The 24,671-nt window shown below is 68.3% G+C and carries 21 protein-coding genes; 5 read left to right on the top strand and 16 right to left on the bottom strand.

From position 1 onward, the window contains the following. Positions 1 to 168: 168 nt before the first annotated feature. From FOZ70_RS07805 to FOZ70_RS07795, 3 genes are all read right to left on the bottom strand, one after another. A complete protein-coding gene (locus tag FOZ70_RS07805) occupies positions 169 to 1,560 on the bottom strand; it encodes an amino acid permease (protein ID WP_021158652.1) in 1,392 nt (463 codons plus the stop codon). A gap of 106 nt (positions 1,561 to 1,666) precedes the next feature. Continuing rightward, positions 1,667 to 2,917 carry an FAD-binding oxidoreductase gene (locus FOZ70_RS07800; protein WP_021158651.1) on the bottom strand — a complete coding sequence of 417 codons (1,251 nt, stop codon included), beginning with the start codon at positions 2,915 to 2,917 and terminating at the stop codon, positions 1,667 to 1,669. Between the two features lie 31 nt (positions 2,918 to 2,948). Further along, positions 2,949 to 3,302, bottom strand: coding sequence for a RidA family protein (locus FOZ70_RS07795; protein WP_042974203.1), 354 nt, complete (start codon positions 3,300 to 3,302; stop codon positions 2,949 to 2,951). Between the two features lie 300 nt (positions 3,303 to 3,602). On the opposite strand from FOZ70_RS07795, the gene FOZ70_RS07790 reads away from it, so the two are divergent. After that, positions 3,603 to 4,238, top strand: coding sequence for an XRE family transcriptional regulator (locus FOZ70_RS07790; protein ID WP_219705424.1), 636 nt, complete (start codon positions 3,603 to 3,605; stop codon positions 4,236 to 4,238). A gap of 164 nt (positions 4,239 to 4,402) precedes the next feature. Beyond that, complete coding sequence (locus FOZ70_RS07785) at positions 4,403 to 4,912, top strand: GNAT family N-acetyltransferase (protein ID WP_059487666.1); 510 nt, start codon at positions 4,403 to 4,405, stop codon at positions 4,910 to 4,912. Between the two features lie 215 nt (positions 4,913 to 5,127). On the opposite strand, the gene FOZ70_RS07780 is transcribed toward FOZ70_RS07785, so the two are convergent. Further along, positions 5,128 to 5,742, bottom strand: a complete 615-nt coding sequence (locus tag FOZ70_RS07780; protein ID WP_230964587.1) for a hypothetical protein — start codon at positions 5,740 to 5,742, stop codon at positions 5,128 to 5,130. Positions 5,743 to 6,155: 413 nt separating this feature from the next. On the opposite strand from FOZ70_RS07780, the gene FOZ70_RS07775 reads away from it, so the two are divergent. Further along, positions 6,156 to 7,514: an aspartate aminotransferase family protein gene (locus FOZ70_RS07775; RefSeq protein ID WP_219705421.1), complete on the top strand. Its 1,359-nt coding sequence runs from the start codon at positions 6,156 to 6,158 to the stop codon at positions 7,512 to 7,514. A gap of 132 nt (positions 7,515 to 7,646) precedes the next feature. Here FOZ70_RS07775 and FOZ70_RS07770 read toward each other — a convergent pair whose 3' ends face one another. The 5 genes from FOZ70_RS07770 to FOZ70_RS07750 are packed head-to-tail and all read right to left on the bottom strand — an operon-like array spanning position 7,647 to position 13,699. Continuing rightward, positions 7,647 to 8,936 (bottom strand): serine hydrolase, encoded by a 1,290-nt coding sequence (locus FOZ70_RS07770; RefSeq protein ID WP_219705418.1) that lies wholly within the window; start codon positions 8,934 to 8,936, stop codon positions 7,647 to 7,649. A 5-nt stretch (positions 8,937 to 8,941) separates the two neighbouring features. Then, complete coding sequence (locus FOZ70_RS07765) at positions 8,942 to 10,138, bottom strand: serine hydrolase (protein WP_175926933.1); 1,197 nt, start codon at positions 10,136 to 10,138, stop codon at positions 8,942 to 8,944. A 59-nt stretch (positions 10,139 to 10,197) separates the two neighbouring features. Continuing rightward, positions 10,198 to 11,610, bottom strand: a complete 1,413-nt coding sequence (gene hydA / locus FOZ70_RS07760) for a dihydropyrimidinase (protein ID WP_059487674.1) — start codon at positions 11,608 to 11,610, stop codon at positions 10,198 to 10,200. A gap of 10 nt (positions 11,611 to 11,620) precedes the next feature. Next, positions 11,621 to 12,349, bottom strand: coding sequence for an aspartate/glutamate racemase family protein (locus FOZ70_RS07755; RefSeq protein WP_059812126.1), 729 nt, complete (start codon positions 12,347 to 12,349; stop codon positions 11,621 to 11,623). A gap of 51 nt (positions 12,350 to 12,400) precedes the next feature. Further along, positions 12,401 to 13,699 (bottom strand): MFS transporter, encoded by a 1,299-nt coding sequence (locus FOZ70_RS07750; protein ID WP_021158639.1) that lies wholly within the window; start codon positions 13,697 to 13,699, stop codon positions 12,401 to 12,403. 172 nt (positions 13,700 to 13,871) lie between these two features. On the opposite strand from FOZ70_RS07750, the gene FOZ70_RS07745 reads away from it, so the two are divergent. Next, the gene (locus FOZ70_RS07745; protein ID WP_042974167.1) at positions 13,872 to 14,585 is read left to right on the top strand and encodes a GntR family transcriptional regulator; all 714 of its coding nucleotides are present in this window, start codon (positions 13,872 to 13,874) and stop codon (positions 14,583 to 14,585) included. 21 nt (positions 14,586 to 14,606) lie between these two features. On the opposite strand, the gene FOZ70_RS07740 is transcribed toward FOZ70_RS07745, so the two are convergent. Beyond that, complete coding sequence (locus FOZ70_RS07740) at positions 14,607 to 15,782, bottom strand: M20 aminoacylase family protein (RefSeq protein ID WP_059676666.1); 1,176 nt, start codon at positions 15,780 to 15,782, stop codon at positions 14,607 to 14,609. Between the two features lie 49 nt (positions 15,783 to 15,831). Then, positions 15,832 to 17,064 carry a diaminopropionate ammonia-lyase gene (locus FOZ70_RS07735; protein ID WP_219705415.1) on the bottom strand — a complete coding sequence of 411 codons (1,233 nt, stop codon included), beginning with the start codon at positions 17,062 to 17,064 and terminating at the stop codon, positions 15,832 to 15,834. Positions 17,065 to 17,244: 180 nt separating this feature from the next. Between FOZ70_RS07735 and FOZ70_RS07730 the strand changes: the two genes are divergently transcribed. After that, positions 17,245 to 17,721 (top strand): Lrp/AsnC family transcriptional regulator, encoded by a 477-nt coding sequence (locus FOZ70_RS07730; RefSeq protein WP_027790255.1) that lies wholly within the window; start codon positions 17,245 to 17,247, stop codon positions 17,719 to 17,721. 83 nt (positions 17,722 to 17,804) lie between these two features. On the opposite strand, the gene FOZ70_RS07725 is transcribed toward FOZ70_RS07730, so the two are convergent. The 5 genes from FOZ70_RS07725 to FOZ70_RS07705 all read right to left on the bottom strand — a co-directional run bounded on the left by FOZ70_RS07725 (position 17,805) and on the right by FOZ70_RS07705 (position 24,664). Then, entirely contained in the window at positions 17,805 to 19,529 is a 1,725-nt protein-coding gene (locus tag FOZ70_RS07725) for a tannase/feruloyl esterase family alpha/beta hydrolase (RefSeq protein ID WP_219705411.1), read from the bottom strand. 28 nt (positions 19,530 to 19,557) lie between these two features. Continuing rightward, entirely contained in the window at positions 19,558 to 20,697 is a 1,140-nt protein-coding gene (locus FOZ70_RS07720) for a porin (RefSeq protein WP_219705403.1), read from the bottom strand. 67 nt (positions 20,698 to 20,764) lie between these two features. After that, the gene (gene mhpT / locus FOZ70_RS07715) at positions 20,765 to 21,970 is read right to left on the bottom strand and encodes a 3-(3-hydroxy-phenyl)propionate transporter MhpT (protein ID WP_059651509.1); all 1,206 of its coding nucleotides are present in this window, start codon (positions 21,968 to 21,970) and stop codon (positions 20,765 to 20,767) included. A 276-nt stretch (positions 21,971 to 22,246) separates the two neighbouring features. Beyond that, entirely contained in the window at positions 22,247 to 22,741 is a 495-nt protein-coding gene (locus FOZ70_RS07710; RefSeq protein WP_059487681.1) for a MarR family transcriptional regulator, read from the bottom strand. Between the two features lie 171 nt (positions 22,742 to 22,912). After that, positions 22,913 to 24,664, bottom strand: coding sequence for an acyl-CoA dehydrogenase (locus tag FOZ70_RS07705; protein ID WP_219705400.1), 1,752 nt, complete (start codon positions 24,662 to 24,664; stop codon positions 22,913 to 22,915). Positions 24,665 to 24,671 lie beyond the last annotated feature (7 nt).

Below are 24,671 nucleotides of genomic sequence, written 5' to 3'. Positions count from 1 at the left end.
TTGACGTCGGGGCCGGTTCGGCGCGACGGCGTACCTGCTTCACCCCATCCTCATCCTTCGTGCCGGCGCGGCGCACATGACGCACGCGCCGGCATCCGCCTTCAGCGCACCCGGCGCACGACCGCGCCACCACTCGCACTCCGACATCCGCGCCCGCGCGACTGGCCGTCACACCCGCTCGACCCCGAGCCCGACCCGCGTCGACCGCGCGGCCGCCTGCAGATGCCGCGAGCGCCGGTAGACGATCGTCATCACCACCATCACCGCCGCACCTGCATACAGCGACCCGCGCGTCGACGGATCGACGCCGAGCATCACGAACACGAACGCGACGAACACGAGACAGATCCACGACGTGACCGGTGCGTACGGCAGGCGGAACGCGACCGTCTCGCCGCGCGCGGCCAGCACGCGCCGGAACCGCATGTGCGTCAGCACGATCATTGCCCAGATCACGGCCACGTCGAACGACAGGAACGACATCAGCCAGCCGAACACGCGCGCGGGCATCACGTAGTTCAGCACCACGCCGACCGACATGAACAGCACGGTCGCCCGCACCGCGCGCGACGGCGACCCGCTGGCGCTCAGCGCCGCGAACGACGCGGGCGCGAGGCCGTTGCCGGCCATGCTCGACAGCATGCGCGCGCCGCTGAACACGATGCAGTTGAAACTCGACAGCGCGGCCGTCACGACCACGAAGTTGACGATGCCGGCCGCCTGCCGCAGCCCGAGCGATTCGAACGTCGTCACGAACGGGCTGCCGTGCTCGCCGAGCTCGTGCCACGGATACAGCGCCATGATGATGAACAGCGCGCCGACGTAGAAGATCAGGATGCGCCACAGCACCGAGTTGATCGCGCGCGGGATCATCTTCTGCGGCTCGCGCGCCTCGCCGGCCGTGAGGCCGATCATCTCGACGCCCGCGAACGAATACGCGACGATCGGCAGCGCGCTCACGACCCCGAGCACGCCGTGCGGAAACACGCCGCCGTGCCGCCACAGGTTCGACAGACCGACCGGCTCGCCGTGATGGCCGATCCCCGTGAACACGATCAGCGCGCCGCCCGCGATCATCAGCACGATCGTCACGACCTTCACGATCGCGAACCAGAACTCCAGCTCGCCGTACACCTTCACGTTGAGCAGGTTGAACGCCGAGATCGCGGCGATCGCCGCCACGACCCACAGCCACTGCGGCACCTCCGGAAACCAGAAGCCCATGTAGATGCCGATGGCGGTCGTCTCCGCGACGCCGACACCGACCATCAGCAGCCAGTAGCTCCAGCCGACCACGTAACCGGCGTACGGCCCGAGGTATTCGAACGCATACGCGCCGAACGAGCCGGATACCGGCCGGTGCACGGCCATCTCGCCGAGCGCGCGCATGATCAGGAAGATCATCGCGCCGCCGATCAGGTACGCGACGAGCGCGCCGGGCCCGGCTGCCTTGATCGCGGACGCCGAGCCCAGGAACAGGCCGACGCCGATGGCCATGCCGAGGGCCATGAACGAAATCTGGCGCGCGCCGAGCTCGCGCCGCATCGTGTGCTGTTGCATGTCGTCTCCAGTCGTTGATCGTCGCGGCAAGCCGGATGGGCCGGCCGCTGGACGGAGCGGCCGGCGTCGTGTGCCGGCCGCCCCGCTGCAGCGCACGGACGCCGGTTCAGCGCCCGTGCAGAAAACGTTCGACGCGAAACGGCGCCGGATCGACGAACGGCTGCGTGCCGGTCATCAGGTCGGCGATCAGCCGGCCGGTCACGGGGCCGAGCGTGAAGCCGTGATGCGCGTGCCCGAACGCGAACCACAGATCGCGGTGGCGCGGCGCCGCGCCGATCACGGGCAGCATGTCGGGCGTGCAGGGCCGGCGGCCGAGCCACGGCGTGCCGTCGACGCGCGCGCCGAGCGGAAACAGCTCGCGCGCGACCGGTTCGACGGCGGCAAGCTGGGACGGCGTCGGCGGCGTATCGCGATGGCCGAGCTCGACGCCGGTCGTCAAGCGGATGCCGCGCGTCATCGGCGTGATCAGGAAGCCGCTGTCGGCGTCGAGCACGGGCCGGTTCAGCCGCGCGCCCGGCTGCGGCGCGTAGTGCATGTGATAGCCGCGCTTGACCGCGAGCGGCAGCGTGTAGCCGAGCCGCTCGCACAGCAGGTCCGACCAGGGCCCGAGCGCGACGACCGCCGCGCGCGCGTCGACCGGGCCTTGCGCGGTATCGACGCGCCAGCCGTTCGCGGCCGACAGCGTCAGCGCGTCGCCGGTCAGGATGCGGCCGCCGAGTTGCTCGAAGCGGCGCGCATAGGCGGTGACGAGTGCATTCGGATCGCTGATCGAATCGGAGCCCGTGTAACGCAGTGCGCCGATCAGCGCGCGGCTCAGGTTCGGTTCCGCGTCGCGCAGCGCGGCCGCATCGAGCGCATCGAAGGTCACGCCGTATTCGGCATGCCAGCGCTCGGCGTCGCGCGTCTCGGCATCGCGCGTCGCGGCCGTGCGGAACACCTTCAGCCAGCCGCCTTCGCGCAGCAGTGCGCCGGCGCCGGACGCTTCGATCAGCGCGCGATGCTCGGTCACGCAATGTTCGATCAGCGGCGCATAAGCGCGCGCGATCTCCGCATGGCGCGCCGGATGCGAATTGCGCCAGTAGCGGTACAGGAACGGGATCAGCTTCGGCAGCGCGCCGACGTGATAGCGAACGTCGGGCGAGCGGTTGCACGCGTATTTCAGCAGCGTGCCGAAGCCGCGCGGAAACGCATACGGGTACACGCCTTCGCGCTGGATCAGCCCGGCGTTGCCGAGCGACGTCTCGTTGCCGGGCGCCTTGCGGTCGACGAGCGCGACCGACAGGCCGCGCTGCTGCAGATGGACGGCGACGGATACGCCGATCATGCCGCCGCCCAGGACGAGCGTGTCGTAGGTCATCGGGAGGCTCCTCGGGCGGGCGGCGCCGGCGTCAGGCGAGCGCGGTCACGGCGATCTCGACGTCGAGACCGGGCTTCATCAGCAACGCCTGCACGCACGCGCGGGTCGGCGCGTGGCCGGCCGGCACCCAGGCGTCCCACACCGCGTTGAACGCGTCGAAATGCGCGGCGTCGCTGAGCCACACGTTGGCCGTGAGCACGCGCGTCTTGTCGACGCCGGCCGACGCGAGCAGCGCGTCGATGCGCGTGAGGATTTCGGTCGCCTGCACGGCGATCGGCGCGCCGGCCGTATCGGGCACCTGGCCGGCCAGATGGACGATGCCGTTCGCGATCACGACCTGGCTCATGCGTGCGCCGGTCTGCAGACGTTTGATTTCACTGGACATGGATTGCACCTTCACGGGCCCGGCCGCGACCGGCCGGAAAAATGACTGGGAAAGACCGCTGGCGTGCGCAGGATCGGGGCGCAGCCGCACGGGCGAGCTGTGCCGATTCGGACACGATTCGTACACGTGTCGCGCACCCGTCGTTCGAGCCGGCCGCACCGGCCGCGCGAGTTTCGCGTCGTCCGATGCTAGAGTGGCCGTCACGCCGACCGTCGGCGCTTTCGACGAAAATTATCATATACGAGAAAATTTATTCTCGTATACGACAAAACCCGTATTCACGTCGCACCCTGTATCCGCATGCCCAAATCCACCGCTCCCGTTCCGCCACCCGCCGACACCGCGCCGCAACTCGACCACCAGACAGTCGGCGCGCGGCTGCGCGACGCGCGCAAGTCACGCGGCCTGACGCTCGCGCAACTGTCCGAGCGTTCCGGTATCGCGGTGTCGACGATTTCGAAGGCCGAGCGCGGCGACATTGCGCTCACCTACGACAAGTTCGCGGCGCTCACGCATGCGCTCGCGCTCGACTTCGACACGATGTTCGGCCGGCCCGCGCCCGCCGGCGCGATGACGCCGTCGTTCACGCCGGCCGGCCAGCAGATGGTCTACGACACGCCGAACTATGCGTACGGGATGCTCGCGAACGACCTGACCGGCAAGCGGATGGTGCCCGTGCGCGGGCGGATCCATGCGCGCAAGCTGTCGGACTTCGCGGACTACATCCGGCACAGCGGCGAGGAGTTCGTGTTCGTGCTGAGCGGCGAGCTGGAACTGCGCTTCGAGAACGGCCAAGCGTACCGGCTCGGCGCCGGCGACAGCCTGTACTTCGACAGCGCTGTCGGGCACGTGTACCTGAGCCTCGGCGACACCGATGCCGAGGTGCTCGCGTGCTGCGTCGACGGCGACGCGCGGCGGCCGCGCGACGCGATCTGAAGGCAACGGCGCGGCCACGGCGAGCGATACGCGGAACGCGGAACGCCGACACGCGCGATCCGGATTCCTATTAGGATTAGTACGATGCATTCCGTGGCCCTATCGGTCATAGCGGCCATAGCGGCCCGCGCCGGCATGCACGCCCCTCAACCGGAATCCCCTCGATGACGATCACGACTCGCCTGCTCGACGCGGCCGACGCCGCCCGTTTCCAGACCGTTCGCCTGCGTGCGGTCGACACCGCGCCCACATCTTTCCTGCCGACGCCCGACGAAGAATCGCAGGTGCCGGTCGACGAATTCGCGATACGCATCACGCCGACCCACGAACGTGCCGTGTTCGGCGCATTCGACGGCGATACGCTCGTCGGCATCACCGGCGTGCGCCGCGACGCGCGTGCGAAGATCGCGCACAAGGCGACGATCTGGGGCGTGTTCGTCGATCCCGCCTATCGCGGGCAGGGCATCGCGCAGACGCTGCTCGAAAGCGCGACCGCACATGCCGCGCAGGCGTGGGGCTGCAAGCAACTGATGCTGTGCGTGAACGAGGTCAATGCCAACGCGGAGCGGCTGTATGCGTCGCAGGGGTTCGTCCGGTTCGGCACGGAACCGCGCTCACTGTTCGTCGACGGGCGGTTCTACGACGAACACCACATGGTCAAGACGCTGGCTTGACGCGTCCGGTCTGGCGATCGCGTTTGCCGGCCGCGCCCGGACGCAAACGCTCGCCCCTTCTCGCCCATGCGCATGCCGGCATGCCTGCCCGGCGATCGTCTCGTTCGTCGGCGCCGACTACTGGCGGCGCCTCCCCGACGAGATATTGTGAATATTTATGCGCAAAAACTTTTATTGAAAAACGCGCGCCAAGCGATGCCCACCGGATCGATTGCTCACTCACCCGTCGCCGCGATCGTTCCCGTCGCCGGCTCGCGCCCTGCGGAGGCGGCCGGCTCGAAGATCAGCACCATGTCGCCACGGTAACGTCCATTGGCTGGCGCCGCGTCGCCGGCAACCCGTACTTGCGCGCTGACCTTCACCCGACGGGTTTCGTCATAACCGTCGAAGCCGTCGTGCCCACGCTTTCCCAGCGTGAGCACGCGAGCGGCGTCGGCAGTAATTTCGGCGTCGGCCGCGCTGCCCGCCAGCACGACCTTCGCGTCGGTCAGGTCGTCGCGGCCATTCGACAGCCTTAGCGGCTGCAGCAATGTGACGTTGATGTCGGGATTCGTCGTCCGTACGCGGATCGGCAGCGTTGCGCCGAGGGCCCGCTGGTCGCGATCCGTCGCGGTCAGTTCGACCACGTCGTATGCGGCGTTGTCCGGGCTTGAAACGAACAGGCTGTCACCAATGTGCGCGGTCAACGTGATCCGCTTGACGACGGCTTGCGGCGACGTCGGGCCGGCGTGGGCAATGCCGGCCAATGCGCCGCATACGACGAGTGCGGTGAGATGTGTTCCGATCTTCATTGGAGTGCTCCGTTTTCCGGATGGTTGTCGTTCGGGCACCTGATTCCGTCATCGCAGGAAAATCCGGGATTCTTTTATCCCAAAATTAGCCGGCAATATCCCCGTGGAATTCGATATACCCAGCCGCATACGCGAACGCGCCGAGTCGGCGGATGCCATCTCGTACGCCGCCAGGATACGATCGCCAGCCTTTACGCATCAGGCTCCGACGCGCTCCTCTCGTCACGGCATGCAATAACGATAGGTCACGGAACGTCCACTAAAAATCCATGGAAACCTGCACGGTTCTTTCAGGATTCCATTCACCAATGCCATCTCGGAATCAAATAGGACACGGGAGTCGATCGCACCAATTTCCGCCCGCCCCCAACCCGCCTCGGTAATTCCGCCTCTGTTCAGCCCCCTGCCGGCCGCGCTATCGTTTCTCCTTCTTCACAGCCCAGGAGCTGCCTTTGCCTTCCTGCCACGGAGTCGACCTCATCCGCGCCCGCGCGCTGTTCGATCGCGAGCGCCAAGCGTTCACCGAAGCCATGCCGGTCTCCCGCGCCCTGTCCGCGGAAGCGTCCGAGCACTTGCTGTTCGGCGTGCCGTTGCACTGGATGCAGGACTGGTCGACGCCGTTCTCGCTGTATGTGAAGGAGGCGCGCGGCGCGACGTTCACCGACGTCGACGGCCATCGCTACGTGGATTTCTGCCTCGGCGATACGGGCGCGATGTTCGGCCATGCGCCCGAACCGGTCGCCCGCGCGCTCGTCGAACAGGCTACGCGCGGTTATACGACGATGCTGCCGAGCGAAGACGCCGCATGGGTATCGCGCGAACTCGCACGCCGCTTCAAGCTGCCGGTCTGGCAATTCGCATTGAGCGCGAGCGACGCGAACCGCTTCGTGCTGCGCTGGGCGCGCGCGGCCACCGGCCGCAACACGATCGTCGTGTTCAACGGCTGTTATCACGGCACGGTCGACGACGTATTCGTCGATCTCGTCGACGGCCGCCCGGTGCAGCGCGACAGCCTGCTCGGGCAATCCTACGACCTGCTCGCGAACACGCGCGTCGTCGAATTCAACGACCTGGCCGCGCTCGAAGCCGCATTGAAGGATGGCGACGTGGCGTGCGTGCTCGCCGAGCCCGCGATGACGAACATCGGGATGGTGCTGCCCGACCCGGGCTTCTGGGCGGCCGCGCGCGAACTGACGCGCCGCTACGGCTCGCTGCTCGTGATCGACGAGACGCACACGATCAGCAGCGGCCCGGGCGGCTACGCGGTCGCGCACGATCTCGACGCGGACATGCTGGTGGTCGGCAAACCGATCGCGGGCGGCGTGCCGTGCGCGGTGTACGGGTTCAGCGCCGAATTCGCGGAACGCGCGAAGCAGGCGAAGCTGAACGCGCCGCCCGGCCATTCGGGCATCGGCACGACGCTCACCGCGAACATGCTCGCGATGCATGCGATGCGCGCGACGCTCGCCGAAGTCGCGACCGACGCCGCGTATGCGCACATGTTCGAACTCGCCGCGCAGCTGGCGACGGGGCTCGAACAGGCGATCGCGAAACACGGGTTGCCGTGGTGCGTGACGCGTATCGGCGCGCGCACCGAGTTCCAGTTCGCACCCGTGCCGCCGCGCAACGGCACGATCGCCGGCGCGCAACTCGACAGCGAGCTCGAGCACATCGTGCACCTGTACCTGCTGAATCGCGGCGTGCTGATCACGCCGTTCCACAACATGATGCTCGTGTGTCCGCAGACGACGGCCGACGATGTCGACCGGCTCGTCACGCAATTCGACGCGTGCCTGGGCGAACTGGCGTGACGTGATGCACCGCGCGTCCGGCCCGCCCACAACGGCGCGGCCGGACGCACACCCGGCGCGACTTCCGCAGATCAGTCGGCGCGCGCACTCGCTTCCGGCTTCATACGCTGCGCCTCACACGTATCGCCATGGCTACTTCGGCAGATCCGTCGGATCGACCTGCGTGCCGGGCACGCCTGCGGAGCGCGCACTCACTTCAAGCTCGTCGCGCAGCGCCGCACGCGTATCGGCGCTGCCCGAGCCCGGCCCCGACGCCCGCCCGCCATCGAGCGCCGGCAGGATGTAGCCGTTCACCATCCGGCGGAACAGCTTCACGTTCTCCGCATCGCGCAGGCCACCGTCAATCGGCAGCACGCCCGTCATCACGATCACCGTGTTGCGCTTCGGCAGCACCGTGATGAATTGCCCCTTGAAGCCCATCGCGTCGAATTCGGGCTCGCTCTCGACGATGTTGTTGATCCACCAGTAGTAGCCGAAATGCGCCGACACACGCGGCGACGTCATCTGCGCGATCCACGCCTGCGGCACCACCTGCCGCCCCTGCCAGCGCCCACCGTCGAGCACGAGCATGCCGATCTTCGCCATGTCGACCGCGCGCAGCCGCAGCCCCCAGCCGGCCGACACGAGCCCCGTGCGATCCGCGCGCTCCCATGTCGCGCGCTTCATGTCGAGCGGGGCGAACAGACGCGCCTGCGCATAACGCTCGACGGGTTCGCCGGCCGCCGCGCTCAACATCGCCGACGCGAGGATCGGGTTCACGTCGGTGTATTCGAACGCGGTGCCGGGCGCGACCTTCGGCGCGGCCGAGACAGCAAGCTTCAGCCGGTCGGGCGCGGTGTAGTAGATCGGATCGTCCTTCGGGCTGAAGTCGTAATGCAGTCCGCTCGACATCGACAGCACGTGCTTCAGCTCGATGCCTCGCTTGTCCGCGAGCGCGCCGCCGAGGTCGGGGCGCCACGCGGCGAGCCGCGCGGCCACCGGCTCGTCGAGATGCACGGCGCCCTGATCGACCAGGATGCCCGCGACGAGCGACGTCACGGCCTTCGTCACCGAGTACAGCTCGTAGGTCGAATCGCGCGACGCGTTCGCACCGTAGCGCTCGAAGATCAGCTTGCCGTCCTTCACGACGAGCAGGCTGTAGACATCGAGCTTCTGCTCGCGGATCCAGCGCGACAGCTCGACGAGCTTGCGCGAATCGACGCCGGCGTCCTCCGGCGCAGCGGCTTCGATACCGGTTTCATGCAGCGGCGGCAGTGCATCGGCCGCATGCGCCGCCGACATCGTCGGCACCGGCGCGAGCGCACCGCTGCCGATCAGCAGCGTCGCAAGCCGCGCGAGCAGCCGGCGCATGAAAGGCGCGGCACGCGATGCGGGCCGCCGCGAATCGGGCCATGCGTCCGGATTGGCGATCATGTTCGTCATCCTTGTCAAATCTCCGGCGCATCGTTGAATGCGGCGGCCGTGCCGGGCACGCCCTTCGTCTCGCGGCTGCGCGCCAGCTCGTCGCGCAGCGCCTGCGTCGTTTCCGCGCGCTCGACCGGCGGCTGCGCGGGCGTCAGCGCGGGCAGGATGTAGTCGTTCACCATCCGTCGATACAGGTTCAGATAGGTTGCGTCGCGCAAGCCGCCGTCGGTCGGCAGCAGGCTCGTCATGACGACGACCGCACGCTGCGCGGGCAGCACCGTGATGAACTGCCCCTTGAAGCCCATTGCGCCGAATTCCGGCGTGCCGTGTTCGACGACGTGACTGATCCAGCAGTAGTAGCCGTAATCGGCCGCGGCCGGCGACGGCGTCGTCATCTGCCGGACCCAGCCGGCCGGCACGATCTGCTTGCCGTTCCAGCGGCCGTTGTCGAGCAGCAGCATGCCGATCTTGGCCATGTCGACCGCACGCAGCCGCAGGCCCCAGCCGCCCGCCACCGCGCCGGTGCCGTCGGCGCCACTCCAGCGGTAGTGCGCGAAGCCGAGCGGCTCGAACAGCCGCGAGCGCGCGAACGCGTCCTCGCGCTCGCGCGCGGCGATCGACACGGCCGTGCCGACCAGCACCGGGTTCACGTCGATGTAGTCGAACTGCGTGCCGGGCGGCTGCGCCGCGCGGCTCGTCACCGCGACTTTCAGCCGGTCGGGTGCTTCGTAGTACAGCGGATCGGTGCCTTCGCGCGTCGTGTAGCGCAGCCCGCTCGACATCGACATCAGGTGGCGCAGCTCGATGTCCCGCTTGTCCGCGAGTTCGCTCGCGAGATCGGGCCGCGCGGCCGCGATCAGCGGCGTGACCTTCGTCGACGGGCCGAGCTTGCCCTCGCCGTCGAGGATGCCGGCGAGCAGCGCGGTGATCGTCTTCGTCACCGAATACAGCTCGTAGTTGTGATCGCGCGTGAGGCCGTCGCCGTAGCGCTCGAACACGATCTTGCCGTCCTTCACGACGACGAGGCTGCGCACGTCCATCCGGTCGCGGCGCAGCCATTCGGACAGCCGCACGAGCGGCGCCGAATCGACGCCGGCCGATTCGGGTACGACGCTCGGCATGTCCTGCGGCGCGCCGCCGGCGGCCAGCGCCGGCCCGCCGCATGAACCGGCGACGATCGCTGCGGCCGCGATGCCGCGCATTGCGTTGGAAATACTCATCCTTGCTCCTGCTGGAACCGCGCCCGCCGCGTGGAAACGGGCGCTCACATCGACGGACGTCAATCGAGGCACGGCTTGCCGGCCGGCACGAACTGCCCGCGCCCCGGCTCGGCCGCGAGCAGGCGGCCATCCTCGACGAGCAGCTCGCCGCGCGACAGGCAATGACGCGGCCAGCCCGTCACCTCGATCCCTTCGTAGGGCGTGTAGTCGACCGCATGATGCAGCGACGCATTCGCGATCCGCACGCGCTTGTCCGGATCCCACACGACGATGTCCGCATCGGCGCCGACCGCGATCGTCCCCTTGCGCGGATACAGCCCGTACAGCTTCGCGGGGCGCAGCGACGTGAGCTCGACGAACTGGTGCAGCGACAGCCGCCCGTGACGCACGCCGTCGAACAGCAGCGGCAGCCGCGTCTCGAGCCCCGGAATCCCGTTCGGGATATGGTCGAACGAAACGGCCTGCCCGCCCGGATGCTTGCCGCACGGATCGTCGTAGCTGAACGGCGCATGGTCGGACGAGAACACCGAGAACACGCCCTGCTTCAGCGCCTTCCACACGGCCTGCTGGTTCGCCGGATCGCGCGGCGGCGGGCTGCATACGCACTTTGCGCCTTCATAACCGTGATCGTCATGGCCGAGATCGGCGGCCGTCAGATACAGGTATTGCGGGCACGTTTCGGCGAGAATCGGCAGCCCGCGCGACTGCCCCCAGCGGATCTGCTCGATCGCCTCCGCGCCCGACACGTGCACGATCAGGATCGGCACGTCGACGAGTTCCGCGAACGCGATCGCACGATGCGTCGCTTCGCGCTCGACCACGGCCGGCCGCGCATGCGCATGGAAACGCGGTGCGACGTGGCCGTCGCCGAGCAGCCGCTCGGTGAGCCAGCCGATGCAGTCCGAATTCTCCGCATGCACCATCACGAGCGCGCCGTGCTCGCGCGCGACCGACAGCACGTCGAGCATCTGGCGGTCGTTCAGCTTCAGGTCGTCGTAGGTCATGTACACCTTGAACGACGTGTAGCCGTTCGCGATCAGCCGCGGCAATTCTTCCGCCAGCACGTGCGGCGTCGGATCGGCGACGATCAGGTGAAAGCCGTAGTCGACCAGCGCACGCCCGTCGGCGCGCCGGTGATAGTCGTCGACGGCCGCCTGCAGCGACTGCCCCTTCGCCTGCGCGGCGAACGGGATCACGGTCGTCGTACCGCCGCACAGCGCCGAGCGCGTGCCGGACAGGAAATCGTCGGCCATCCGCAGCCCGTCGGGCATCGGCTGGTCGAGATGGCAGTGCGCATCGACGCCGCCCGGCATCACGAGCATGCCGCTCGCATCGAGCTCGCGCGGCGCGCGCGGCAGCCCGTGGCCGAGCATGGCCACGCGCCCCGCACGGATGCCGATGTCGCACGAGAACCGGTCCGCCGCCGTGACGACGTCGGCGTGCCGGATCACGAAATCGAGATCGTTCGACATGGCGCCCGCCTCAGATCACTTCGCTGAAGAGACGGCCCCAGCCCTTCACCTGCCGCGTGTCGTAGTCGGCAAGCTGCAGCGACTTCCACACGACGGTCGAGATCGTGTCGTAGATCGGGATGCCCGTTTCCTCCTCGAGCGCCGGCACCAGGTGCGCGGCGTTCAGGTTCGTGCAGAAGATCGAGATCGCGCGCGGGCCGGCCGCCGCGACTTCGCGCACCATGTTGCGGATCTCGTCGCCCGTCACTTCGGAGAACGAGAAATTGACCTTCAGGTTCAGGTGGCGCTCGGCGATGCAGTTCAGCCCCGAACGGCGATAGTTGTCGACGATCTTCGTCTGCACGTCGTCGAGATACGGCGTGACGAGGCCGAACTCGTGCGCGTTCGTCTTCTTCAGGATCTCGTTGAGCGCGAGCACCGACGTGGTGGCCGGAATGCCGGTCGCCGCGGTGATGCGCTCGCACAGCCGCTCGTCGGCCTCGAAGCCGAGCCAGCCCGACGACGTGCCGTTCCACGCGATCACGTCGACCTTCGCGTCGGCGAGCAGCAGCGCGGCCTGGATGATCTTGTCGTCGTCGAACTGGCCGAGCGCCTGGCCCGTCAGCGAGATCTCGGTGACCGGAAAGCGCGCGAAGTGCGCGGACACGCCCGGCAGGCCGGCGACCATCGCGCTCGTCAGCGGTTCGAGCGACGTGTTGGAGGACGGGGTGAGCATGCCGAGCAGGGTACGTTTTTTCATGACGGGTTTCTCTCTACCAGTGAATGCAGTCGATGCAGTGAAAGGGGTCGGTCAGACGGGGAGCTTGTTTTCGTAGTCGATCGCGCTGGAGCACACGAGCAGGCCGACGCCGGCCGCCGCGAACACCATCAGCGCAAGGAAATAGGAACCGGTGAACTGCACGATCGCGCCGACGACGATCGGCACGGTGACGCCGCCGATGTTGCCGCCGAGGTTCATCAGGCCGCCGAGGAAGCCGATCTTGTTGCGCGTGCCGAGCGACGACGGGATGCACCAGTACAGCCCGCACCAGCGCAGGAAGAACAGCGTCGACGACAGCAGCGCGACACACACGACGGGGTCCTTCACATACGCGACCGAGAAGATCGACACCGTGGCGATCACCGCCGCGATGCCGAACAGCGTGCGCATCACGACGTTCGGGCGGCCGCCCGCGGCCTTCCACTTGTCGGCGATCCAGCCGCCGAGCAGTTCGCCGACGAAGCCGCTGAAAAAGATGATGAAGGTCGAGCCGCCCATCTGCTTGATGTCGAAGCCGTGCACCTTGTGCAGGTAGTTCGGCATCCACGTGAGCAGCCCGTAGAACACGCTGTTGAAGCACATCCAGCCGAAGAACATGCACCACACCGAGCGGTACTTGAAGAAGTCGCGCGAACGGCCCGACGCGCCGGCCGGCTCGGCCGCGAGATCGCTCGCATGCGACGCCTCGATGTATTCGGCTTCGAGGTCGTTGACACCCGCATGTTCGCGCGGCGAGTTGCGGATGTAGTGCCACGCGAGCAGCCCGGCCAGCACGGTGCCGACGCCGGCCACCGCGAACGCGAGCCGCCACGAGCCGAGCACCGCGATCAGCCCGGCGATCAGCACCGCGCCCAGGGCTGCGCCGAGCGGCGCGCCGCCGTCGAGCAGCGTGGCGCCGCGGCCGCGCTCGGTCTGCGTCATCCAGATCGCGTTGAGCTTGCCGCCGGCCGGGTAGATCGGCGCTTCGGCCGCGCCGAGGCCGAGGCGCGTGAGCAGCAGCGACGGTGCATTCGTGCACAACGCGGCGATCGCCTGGAAGAAGCCCCAGAACACGGTCGCCGTCGCGATAACGATACGCGGCTTGAACCGGTCGGCCAGCATCCCGCCCGGGATCTGCATCACGGCATAGGTCCAGAAGAACGAGCTGAGGATCAGACCCTCCATCGCGGGCCCGATATTGAACTCCTGCGAGATGTAAGGCATGGCGACGGACAGCGATGCGCGATCGACGTAGTTGATCGCGATGAGGCTCAGCATCACGACGAATATCTTCCAGCGAACAGCGGATTTGCCGACCGTCATGGCGGCGACACCGGAGGTTGAAGACATGGACGGACTCCAGGAGTGAACGAGGATGGTCAGGACGTCGCGCAACGTGGAACCGAGTATAGGATTAGAAATTTATAATTACCGTTAGCGTAAACACTTGGTTTCATTGAGATTCTTTAATCACGATGTTGGTGCAGGGTAAGCCCCGATATCGTGATAAGCTCGCACCATCATGAGCCAGACACCCCGCAATCCCCTGCTTCTGCGCACGCGCGGCATGGCCGCCGAGATCGCCGCGCGCCTGCGCGTGATGATCGACGAGGGCGAATTGCCGCCCGGCGCGCGGATCGACGAAAAGGAACTCAGCCTCGCGTTCGACGTGTCGAAAACGCCGCTGCGCGAAGCGCTGAAGGTGCTCGTCGCGGAAGGCGCCGTCACGCATCGCCAGTACATCGGCTATCGCGTCGCGTCGATCGACCTCGACGACCTGGTCTCGACGTTCGAGCTGCTGCACGGGCTCGAGGCGATGGCGGGCGAGTTGCTGCGCAAGCGGATCGGCACGGCGACGCTCGCCGCGCTGCAGGCGAAGCACCGGAAGATGGTGGAGTGTCATGAAGCCGGCAAGCGCACCGAGTATTTCCGGCTGAACCAGCAGATTCATCAGATGATCGTCGACGCGGCCGGCAACCCCGTGCTGTCGGGCATCTATGCGTCGCTGATGTCGAAGGTGCACCGCGCACGCGGCGCCGCGAACACGGACACGCTGCGCTGGGCCGAGTCGCTGCACGAGCACGAGGACATCATGGCCGCGCTCGCCGACCCCGACCATGCGGTGCTGCCGCAGGTATTGCGCAGCCATTCGGAAAACACCGCTCGCGAGGTGCTCGCGATCCTCGATCGCACGGGCACGGCCGACGCGCCGGAACAGCGCTCGGCCGGCGCGTGAAGGCTGCCGGCCGTCGATCCGCTAGGCCGCCCGCAACGCCCGCCGCGCCACCTCCGCGAAATACCGCGCGCCCACCGGCAGGATCGCGTCGTTGAAGTCATACGTCGCGTTATGCAGCGGCACGCCGCCGAGGCCACCCGCTTCACCGTTGCCGATGAACACGAAATTGCCGGGCACCGCCTGCAGGAACGCGCCGAAATCCTCCGAGATCATCATCGGCTGCACGTCGGCGTTCACCGCCTCCGCGCCCGCGACCTCCGCCGCGGCCCGCACCGCCGTGTCGACCCACTCCGGCGAATTCACCGTCGGCGCGAACTCGTGCGTGTACTCGAACGTGCACGCCGCGCCGTGCGTGCGGCAGATCCCTTCGCTGATCTCGCGCATCCGCGTTTCCAGCAGCGCCTGCACGTCGCGCGAATAGCTGCGCGTGTCGCCCTTGATCGTCACCGTCGACGGCAGCACGTTGCGCAGCCCGTCGGTGATGAACTCCGTGCAGGAGATCACCGCCTGCTGGCCCGGGTCGAGATTGCGCGACACGATCGTCTGCAGCGCGAGCACGACCTGCGCGCCGATCACGATCGGATCGATGCCCATGTGCGGGCGCGCCGCATGCGTGCCGCGCCCGTCGATCCGGATCACGAAATTGTCCTCGCTCGCCATGATGCCGCCGGCGCGCGTCGAGAAGGTGCCCGCGCGCATGCCCGGCATGTTGTGCGCGCCGAAGATCGCGTCGACCGGGAAGCGCTCGAACAGCCCGTCGGCCATCATCGCCTTCGCGCCGCGGCCATGCTCCTCGGCCGGCTGGAAAATGAAACGCACCGTGCCGTCGAAATCCTTGCGCTCGGCCAGCAGTTGCGCGGCGCCGAGCACCATCGACATGTGACCGTCGTGTCCGCACGCATGCATCTTGCCGGGCGTGCGCGACGCGTGTTCGCGGTCAGGCGCGTGCTCGGCGATGTTCAGCGCGTCCATGTCCGCGCGGATGCCGATCGCGCGCTTGCCGGTACCGGCCGTCAGGTTCGCGACGAGCCCCGTGCCACCAATCCCGCGATGCACGTCGAGCCCGAGCGTCGTCAGGATGCGCGCGACGTAGTCCGACGTGTTCACCTCTTCGAAACCCGTCTCCGGATGCTGGTGCAGGTGGCGGCGCCAGGTCTTCAGTTGGCCCTGCAGCGTGCTTTCGTCGATTGCGTCCATTGCGTTTGCCTCGTCGGTCGTAGTCGGTCGTAGTCGGTCGTGATGTCGTTCAGGCCGCCACCGTCGCGCGGTCCAGCCAGTCGCGCTGCCGCGCGAGCACGGCGTCGGCCGCCTCGCCGACGCAGCTCCGGTACACGGACGGCGCCGTCGCACCCTCCGTATTGATCGCCAGCACGCGCGAATGCGCGTCGAGCCCCACGTGCCGCGCGCGTGCCGGGTCGCGCATCAGCACGTCCAGCCCCGCGATGCCGGCCGCGCCCGATTCGCCGGCCACGACCGGCACGTCGCGTTCGCTACCGGCCGCGAGGCCGCGCATCGCCTGCACCGCGTCTTCGTCGTCGATGAGCATGAAATGGTCGATGCACATCTCGAGGAAATCCCACGCCAGCGGCGACGCCTCGCCGCACGCGAGCCCGGCCATCACCGAATCGACGCTGCCGGTCGCCTTGCTGGCACGCCCGGCCAGTGCACTCTGGTACAGGCAGTCGGCCTGGCGCGGCTCGACGACGATGAAATGCGGCCGCTCCACGCCGTCGCGCTCCCACAGATAACTCGCGACACCTGCGGCGAGGCCGCCCACGCCGCCCTGCAGCAGCACATGCGTGAACGGCCGCCCGTCGTCCCGCGCCGCCTGCGCGGCGGCCTCGGCGGCGATCACGCCGTAGCCCTGCATCACGTCGCGCGGAATCGCTTCGTAGCCGTCGTACGACGTATCCGACACGACGTACCAGCCGTTCGCCTGCGCGAGCTGCGCCGCGCAGACCACCGATTCGTCGTAATTCCCCGCGATGCGCACGATCCGCGCGCCGTACGCGGAGATCGCGCGCTCACGCTCCGCATCGACGTTCGCGTGCAGCACGATCACGCACCCGCAGCCGATCGCGCGCGCGGCGGCGGCGAGCGCGCGGCCGTGATTGCCGTCGGTCGCGCTGATCACCGTCAGGTCGGCCAGTTCGGACGCATAGCGGCCGGTGACGAGCCCTTGCGGATCGAGATCCTGCTGGCGGCGCAACCGCTTGACGAGCCGCACCAGCGCGATCGGCGCGCCGAGCGCCTTGAAGCTGCCGAGCGGCGAGCGGTACGACTCGTCCTTCACGCTGACGCTCGCGACGCCGAGCCGCGCGGCGAGATCCGGCAGCACGCGAAGCGGCGTGTGCGCGTGGCCGACGAGCGGCCAGTGCGACAGCCACGCGCCGCTTTCGTCGGCCGACGCGATGTTCATCACGCGTCGCAGCGCGTGGGGATAGGCGGCGCGCGATGCGCGGGGGTTGGCGATCAGCATGGCGAAAGGCTCGGGAACAGGGCCGCGCCGGCGGCCCGTCGGGTGGATCGGATCGGGCAAGCGCGGGTTGCGCTCGCCGTCGGTCCGAAAAATAATATTGCGCATCCCGGTCAATAAAATCGCCGAATCGACCGTCCATACGCAAAAATTTCTCATTCTTTCGAGGTTTCACGCCCCATCATGACCACCCCACTCGATGCGTTCGATCGCAAGCTGCTGATGGAAATCCAGCGCGACGCGCAGACGCCGCAGAGCGAACTCGGCGCGCGCGTCAACCTGTCGACCGCGGCCGTGAACCGGCGCCTGAAACGTCTCGCGGACGACGGCGTGATCGAGCGCTACACCGCCGTCGTCGCACCGGACAAGGTCGATCATCCGCTGACGATCGTCGTCAACGTCGAGGTCGAAAGCGAGCAGATCGACCAGCTCGACGCGATGAAGCGTGCGTTCGAGCGCTGCCCGCAGATCCAGCAGTGCTACTACGTGACGGGGGAATGGGATTTCGTGCTGATCGTCGCGGTGCGCAACATGGATCAGTACAACGCGCTCACGCGCGAGCTGTTCTTCGCGAACAACAACGTGAAGCGGTTCAAGACGCTGGTGAGCATGAGCCGCGTGAAGGTCGGGCTCGAAGTGCCGGTCGATCCGGGCGAATGAATGAGTGAATGCGTGCGCGATTACGCACAAGAAGCGGCCGGCACGCGATCGCGCGCACCGGCCGTTTCCCATCGACGGCTACGTCAGCGGCAACTGAAGCTCGCCGCCGAATTCACGTCGCCAGAACCGTTGTAGCGCGCCACCTGCGGATACGGGCACAGCGGACGCGTACGACCCGCGCCCCATGACGCCGGCACATCCGCACTCGGCACCGCGTTCGTCGCGTCGCGCGCGGCGGCCACCACCGTAGCGGGCGCCTGCCCCTGCTCGACCCATGCGACGAGCGGCGTCAGCAGGTCGAACTGGTCGGCCGCCGGCCCGCCCGAACAGTGGTTCATCCCCGGCACCGGATAAAGGCGCGCGAAATCCGACGCATCGCCGCCGTTCGCCTGTGCGAGCCGCGCATACCAGTCACGCGTGTCGTCGAACGAGAACACCGGGTCGCCCGTGCCGTGATAGACGAGCAGCTTCGCGCCGCGCGCCTTCAGCGCGGACAGGTTCGTCTCGTCGGGCGGCGTCATGAACGTCCACGCGGATTGCGTGTACGTACCGTTCGTCGCGAAGATCGCCGGTGCGTCGTTGTCCATGTCGAAGCCGAGCGCGAAACCGGGCAGGTTCGCGAGCGTCGCGGTGCTTTTCGGCGGCGTCGTGAACGTGAACGCCATCGCGGCCGGATCGAGCGTGATCGAATTCGACTGCTTCCACGCGGCCCAGCCGCCACCGGCAATGCCCGGGTCGTACGGAAAACCCGCATAGAGCGCCGTACCCGCGCTGTTGCGTGCGCCCGTGAACACGTTCTCGAGCGCGGTCTTCTGTGCGGGCATCAGGCACGCGCCCGTGCGCGTGCCGTTCGCGCAAGTCGGGACGTCCGACTCGACGCTGAAGTGCGCCTGGCACGCGGCGACGTCCTGCACCATCCCGTCGGTAGCACCGTCGAGCGCATCGCATTTCTCGAGGATCTTCGCGCCGACGAACTGCCGCTCCGCGTCGGTGAAGCCGCTGCGGATGTCCGGCAGCCCGTTCGTGCCGGTCGCCGAGGCGATCTTCGCGAACTGCTGCGCGCCGTACATCTCGCCGATCGCCGCCTTCGGCAGATGAAAACCCGGATCGCCCGCGATGATGCCGTCGTAGTCGGCCGGGTTGCGCACGGCGGTGACCATCGCGTGACGGCCGCCGTTCGAGCAGCCGCCGAAATAGCTGCGGTCGGGCGCCTTGCCGTACGCGAGCCGGATCACCTGCTTCGCCATCGGCGTGAGCGCGTCGACCGCGCCGTAGCCGTAGTCGATGCGCGCCTGCGGATCGAGGCCGAACAGCGGATTCTGCGCGGCACTGTGCCCGGAGTCCGAGCTGATCACCGCGAACCCCATGTTCAGCGCATCGTTCAGCGGCCCGCCGCCGCCGATCTCGCCGGTCGCGGTCACGACATTGCCGTCGAGCCCGCCGTTCGCCTGGTAGAAGAAGCGGCCGTTCCACGCCTTCGGCAAGCGCATCTCGAAGCCGATTGCGTAGGTCTTGCCGTCCACCGCGCTCACGCGCTGGTTCATCTTCCCTTCGATCACGCAGTGCTCGGCGACCGGCTTGCCGGCCACCGTCAGCGCGCCCGCGGCCGCGGTCGTCACCGACGTGAACGACGTGTTCGCATACGCGAGCTTCGCGGCGAGCGCGTCGCAGGTCTGCGCCATCGCGGCCGGCGTCGCGGCACTCATATGTGTCGGCGTGGCGTTGACCGAATCGTCGCCGCCGCACCCGGCAAGCATCGCCGCCGCGGACAGCGGCGCAATGCAAAGGAATGCAGATTTTCTGTTCAAGATATCCCTCGTTCGTCAGGCTGCCGAATCAGAACATGTGCCGCACGCCGACCATCGCGCCGAGCTGCCCCATCCCTTCGCCGGGCGTCGTGCCGGGCCCGCCGCCGCTGACCGCGTAGCGCGCATGCGCGCTGTTCCACAGATACGACGATTGCGCATAGACGGCCGTGCGCTTGGTCAGCAGATAGGTCGCGCGCAGCGTGGCCATCGTCGCGCGGGTGTCGTGCGCGCTGTTGACGATCCGGTAGCCCTCGCCGTCGACGACGAAATCCGGCTTCACCGCATACGACGCGCCGACGAAGAACAGGTCCGAATGCGCACCCGGCGCGGCCGGCGAACCGGTCGACACGCGCCGCCCGATCCAGCCCGCGCCGATCCGCGCGCCGGCCGCCTGCGCGTACGCGCTCACGTGCGCGCGAGCGTCCTTGCCGCCGCTGCTCGTGAAAGGAACCGGCGCCACGCCGTCGAAGAAGTTGGCGGCCGCGCCGGTGCCGCCGCGCTGCTCCTCGTAAGACGCCGCCGCGCCGAAATACGCGCTGTCGTACTTGAGCATCACCGACCAGTTGCGGCACTGCGTGGCGTCCCCCGGCACCTGGCCCGCGCACGTGCCCTGCCCGGGCGAGTTGCCGGTGCCCGCGCCGTCGCGGCCGAACGAATACGCGGCGCCGAACGTCACGCCGCGATACGTGCCGACGTAGGTCACCGCATTGTCGGAGCGGCCGTTCGGCACGTACGCATCGAACGAGCCGAGCCCGTAGATGTCGGGGCCGATGATGTCCGCGCCCTGCAGCGCGAGATAGGTCATCGTGTACTGGCGGCCGAACGCGAGCGTGCCGAAACCGCCCTTCAGCCCGACGAACGCCTGCCGCCCGAACAGCCGGCCGCCCTGACCGAGATCGCCGCCGCGCACGTTGAAACCGCTTTCGAGCGTGAACACCGCCTGATAGCCGCCGCCGAGATCCTCGGTGCCGCGCAGGCCCCAGCGCGACGGCAGCTCGCCCGTCACGCCCGGCATGCGCACCACGTGGTCGCCGGCCGCGTTCGCGTGCGACACGAACTCGACGCCCGTGTCGATGATCCCGTACAGCGTCACGCTCGACTGCGCGTGCGCGCCGGTCGCGGCCAGCGCGCATGCGCCGGCCGCCAGCAAGGCTTTGGTGTACTTCATGGTGTTCGTCTCCAGACCTGTGTCGTAATCGCGCTCTACCGGCGCTCGTGGTTGAAATGGGAAGAAATCAGTCGTGCGCCTGCGGGCGCCGGATCAGCATCAGCGCAGCGACGGCGGCGACGAGCGTGACGGGAATGCTCGCGCCGATCACGACCGACGCGCTGCGGCCCATGGCGAGCAGTTCGGCGGCGGCGAGCGGCCCGACCACCGAGCCGAGGCGGCCGACGGCAACGGCGGAGCCGACGCCGGTGCCACGCATCGCGGTCGGGTAATAGATCGCGGCCAGCGCATACAGCACCGACTGGCCGCCGACGACGAACATCCCGGCCGCGAACGCGGCGGCGGAGAGCCACAGGAGCCCGGGCGCGATCGCCAGCGCGGCAAGCGACAGCACGATCCCCGCGTACATGCCGCCGACCACGCGCGACGGACGCAAGCGGTCCATCGACATGCCGATGCCGAGCACGCCGAGGCCGCTGCCGATGTTGAAGAAGATCTGCACGATCCCGGCCTGGCTGCGCGCGAGCCCCTTCGCGGCCATCAGCGACGGCAGCCAGTTCAGCAGGAAATACAGCACGATCAGCGTGCAGAAGTAGCTGAGCCACAACGCCAGGGTCGTGCCGGTACGCGAGCCGCCGAACAGCGTCTGTCCGACGCTGGGGCGCGCCGCGCCCGATGCGCTGACGTCGAGGAACGCACGCGATTCGGGCAGCAGTGCGAGCAGCAGCGGCGCGAGCAGCAGCGGGCCGACGCCCCCGACATAGAAAATGTGCCGCCATTCGGTGTCGCCTGCGAGCAGCACGCCGATCAGCGACGCGATCACGCCGCCGAACGGAATTCCGCAGTACATCACGGCCACCGCGCTGCTGCGCGAGCGTGCGTCGACCGCTTCCGACGACAAGGCAATGAGGTTCGGCATCGCGCCGCCGAGGCCGAGGCCGGTCAGCGCACGAACGGCGACCAGCATCGCGAAGCTCGACACCTGCGCGGTCGCGATCGACAGCAGCCCGAACAGGCAGACCGACGCGATCAGCACGTGCTTGCGGCCGACCCGATCGGCCAGCCAGCCGCCGAGCATCGCGCCCGGCAGCAGGCCGAACGTGCCCGCGCTGAACGCGAGCCCCATCTGTGAAACCGAGAGCCCGAATTCGTGGGCCATGCGCGGTGCCGCGACGCCGACCGACTGCAGGTCGAGCCCCTCGAGCAATGCGATCGCGAAACACAGGCCGAGCGTCGTCGCGACGGCCGGCCTTGCGGCAACGGAAGTGTCCATGCTGTCTCCTAACCGTGACTCGCGCGGCATACGCGGAACGCATGCGCGGTGTCCTTGCTTTATCGTGATCGGGTTTCGTCTATTTATCAGGTAACCTGATTAAGAACCCGAAAGAAAATCCCGTCGAGGGACGGGATGATTTAATAACAGGTAACCTGACATTTCAAGTGTCGCGAGCGCGGTGTTAACCCGCAACCCGTTCGCGACCCGCGCCATGCCGCGGCATGGCCCGGCGCGGCCGGAGAAACCGGAACGAAAGACGCGACGGCGGCGTGCTCAGTCGCGCAGGTTGCGTACGAACAGCTCGAGCGTGCGGTGAACCTGCGCGACGTCGTCGGCGCTCACGTCGTCGCCGAGCATCCGGCGTTCGAGCGGCCGCAGCACCTGCTCGCATTCGCGCAGGATTGCCGAGCCCTCGTCGGTCAGACGCAGCAGGATCACGCGGCCATGGCTGGGATCGGCCTCGCGCGTCACGAAGCCGCGGGCGGCCATCGCAACCATCACTTCGTTCGCGGATTGCGGTGTGATGAACGAGCGCACCGCAAGTTGCGCATTGGACAGCGCGCCGCGCGCCTCGAGCACCGACAGCGCCGTGTACTGCGCGAGCGTCACACCGAGCGGCACGAGCGCATCGCTCATCTGGCGGCGCAGCAGCCGGTCGAGATTGCCGATCAGGTAGGTAAGCCGCTGCTGCGAACGCGTGCGCGGCCTGGCTTCGCTGGCGCGGGCCGTGCGTTTCGGGCCGGCCGGTTTGACGGGTGTCGAACTCATGAACGTGTCGGAAGGAGGATCGCGGGCCATCTTACCTCACGCGGTCCGTATATCAGCCCGTAATCGGCCCTTATGTCGAGCCCGTAGTTGGCCCGCATATCGGCCCGCACGGCGGCTCGTGCCGGCCGGCGAGCCGCCCCGGGGGCCGTCCACACCCGGCTCGGACGAACCTTACGCCGCGACAACCGGGAGCGCCGCGCGGCAGCCCGCGTCCACCAGCGCGAGCCGGTGTGCGAATGCCGCGAGCGGATAGTCGAAGAAGTAGGTGCCGACCGCGCGCTTGCCCGCACGGAACGAATCGTCTCCGGGCGCATCGCCGACGATGCGCAGCGTGCGCGCCCACGCGAACGCGAGCAGCAGCCAGCCGACCAGCGCGAGATAGTCGTCCGCGACGCGGTAGGGCAGATCCGGATCGTGCTCGCTCGCGCGGATCACGCCGGCCGTCACGCGCTCGAGGTCCGCGCACAGCGTGGCGACGCGCGCCCCGGCGTCCCTCGCCCGCTCGTCCGCTGCTGCCTGGACGCTCTGCGCGGCTTCCGCGCGAATCAACTCGAGCAGCGCATGCAGCGCCTCGCCGCGATCCCCCAGCACCTTGCGCACCAGCAGATCGATCGCCTGGATCTCGTTGGTCCCTTCGTACAGCATCGACACGCGGCAATCGCGCAGCGTCTGTTCGATCCCGTATTCGTGAACGTAGCCGTAGCCGCCGAATACCTGCAGCGCGTTCGACGCGGCCGCGAAGCCGTTCGCGGTGAAGAACGCCTTGGCGACCGGCGTGAGCAACGATGCCAGCCGCGACGCCGCGAGCCGTGCCGGCGGCTGCGGATCGTGCTCGGCGACGTCGAGCCAGTGCGCGATCCAGTAGCCGATCGCGCGCTCGCCTTCGACGATCGCCTGCGCATCGAGCAGGATGCGGCGGATCGCGGCGTGTTGCGCGATCGGCGCCGCCCTGCCCTGTATGCGCTCGCGCGCATAGGCCGACGCGGCCTGCCATGCGCTCTGCGCATGCCCGACACCCTGCATGGCGACCTGCAGGCGCGCCGCGTTCATCATCACGAACATCGATGCGAGCCCGCGATGCGGCTCGCCGACGAGCCAGCCCGCGGCCGCGTCGAAACGCATCGTGCAGGTCGGGCTTGCCTTCAGCCCCATCTTCTTCTCGATGCCGTCGCACCAGACGCCGTTGCGCACGCGGCCGCCCGGCGCGTCGAGCCACTTCGGCACGACGAACAGCGACAGCCCCTTCGTTCCCGCCGGCGCATCGGGCAGCCGCGCGAGCACAAGGTGCACGATGTTGTCGGTCAGGTCGTGCTCGCCGCCGGTGATGAACAGCTTGCTGCCGCTGATCCGGTAGCCGTCGGCGGCCGGGTCCGGCACTGCCTGCGTGCGCAGCAGGCCGAGATCGCTGCCCGCCTGTGGCTCGGTGATGCACATCGTCGTCAGCCACTCGCCGCTCGCGATCTTCGGCAGCACGTCGCGCTTCAGGCGCTCGCCGCCATGCGCGCGCAGGCACGCCACCGCGCCGTGCGTGAGCCCGGGCGACATCAGCCACGCATGGTTCGCCCCCGCGAGCATCTCCTGCAGCGCGACGTCGAGCAGATGCGGCAGCCCCTGGCCGCCGCAATCGGCGTCGAGCGCGAGCGTCGGCCAGCCGGCGTCGACGTAGTCGCGGTACGCATCGCGAAAGCCCGCCGGCATCGTCACGCCGGCACCGTCGAACCGGCAGCCCTCGAGATCGCCGGTCGAATCGAGCGGCGCGATGCGTTCGACCACGAAGCGGGCGGCTTCGTCGAGCACCTGCCCGGCGGTCGACAGGTCGAGCTCCGCCCAGTCGGGCACGCGGCGCCACAGCGCCGGCGCGTCGAGCCATTCGCCGATCACGAACAGCATGTCGCGCAACGGCGCGCAATACGCGTTGCTCATCGCGCGC

Source organism: Burkholderia sp. COPS, from assembly GCF_019425585.1.
GTDB classification, from domain to species: domain Bacteria; phylum Pseudomonadota; class Gammaproteobacteria; order Burkholderiales; family Burkholderiaceae; genus Burkholderia; species Burkholderia cepacia.
This window is presented reverse-complemented; position numbering and strand designations above follow the sequence as displayed.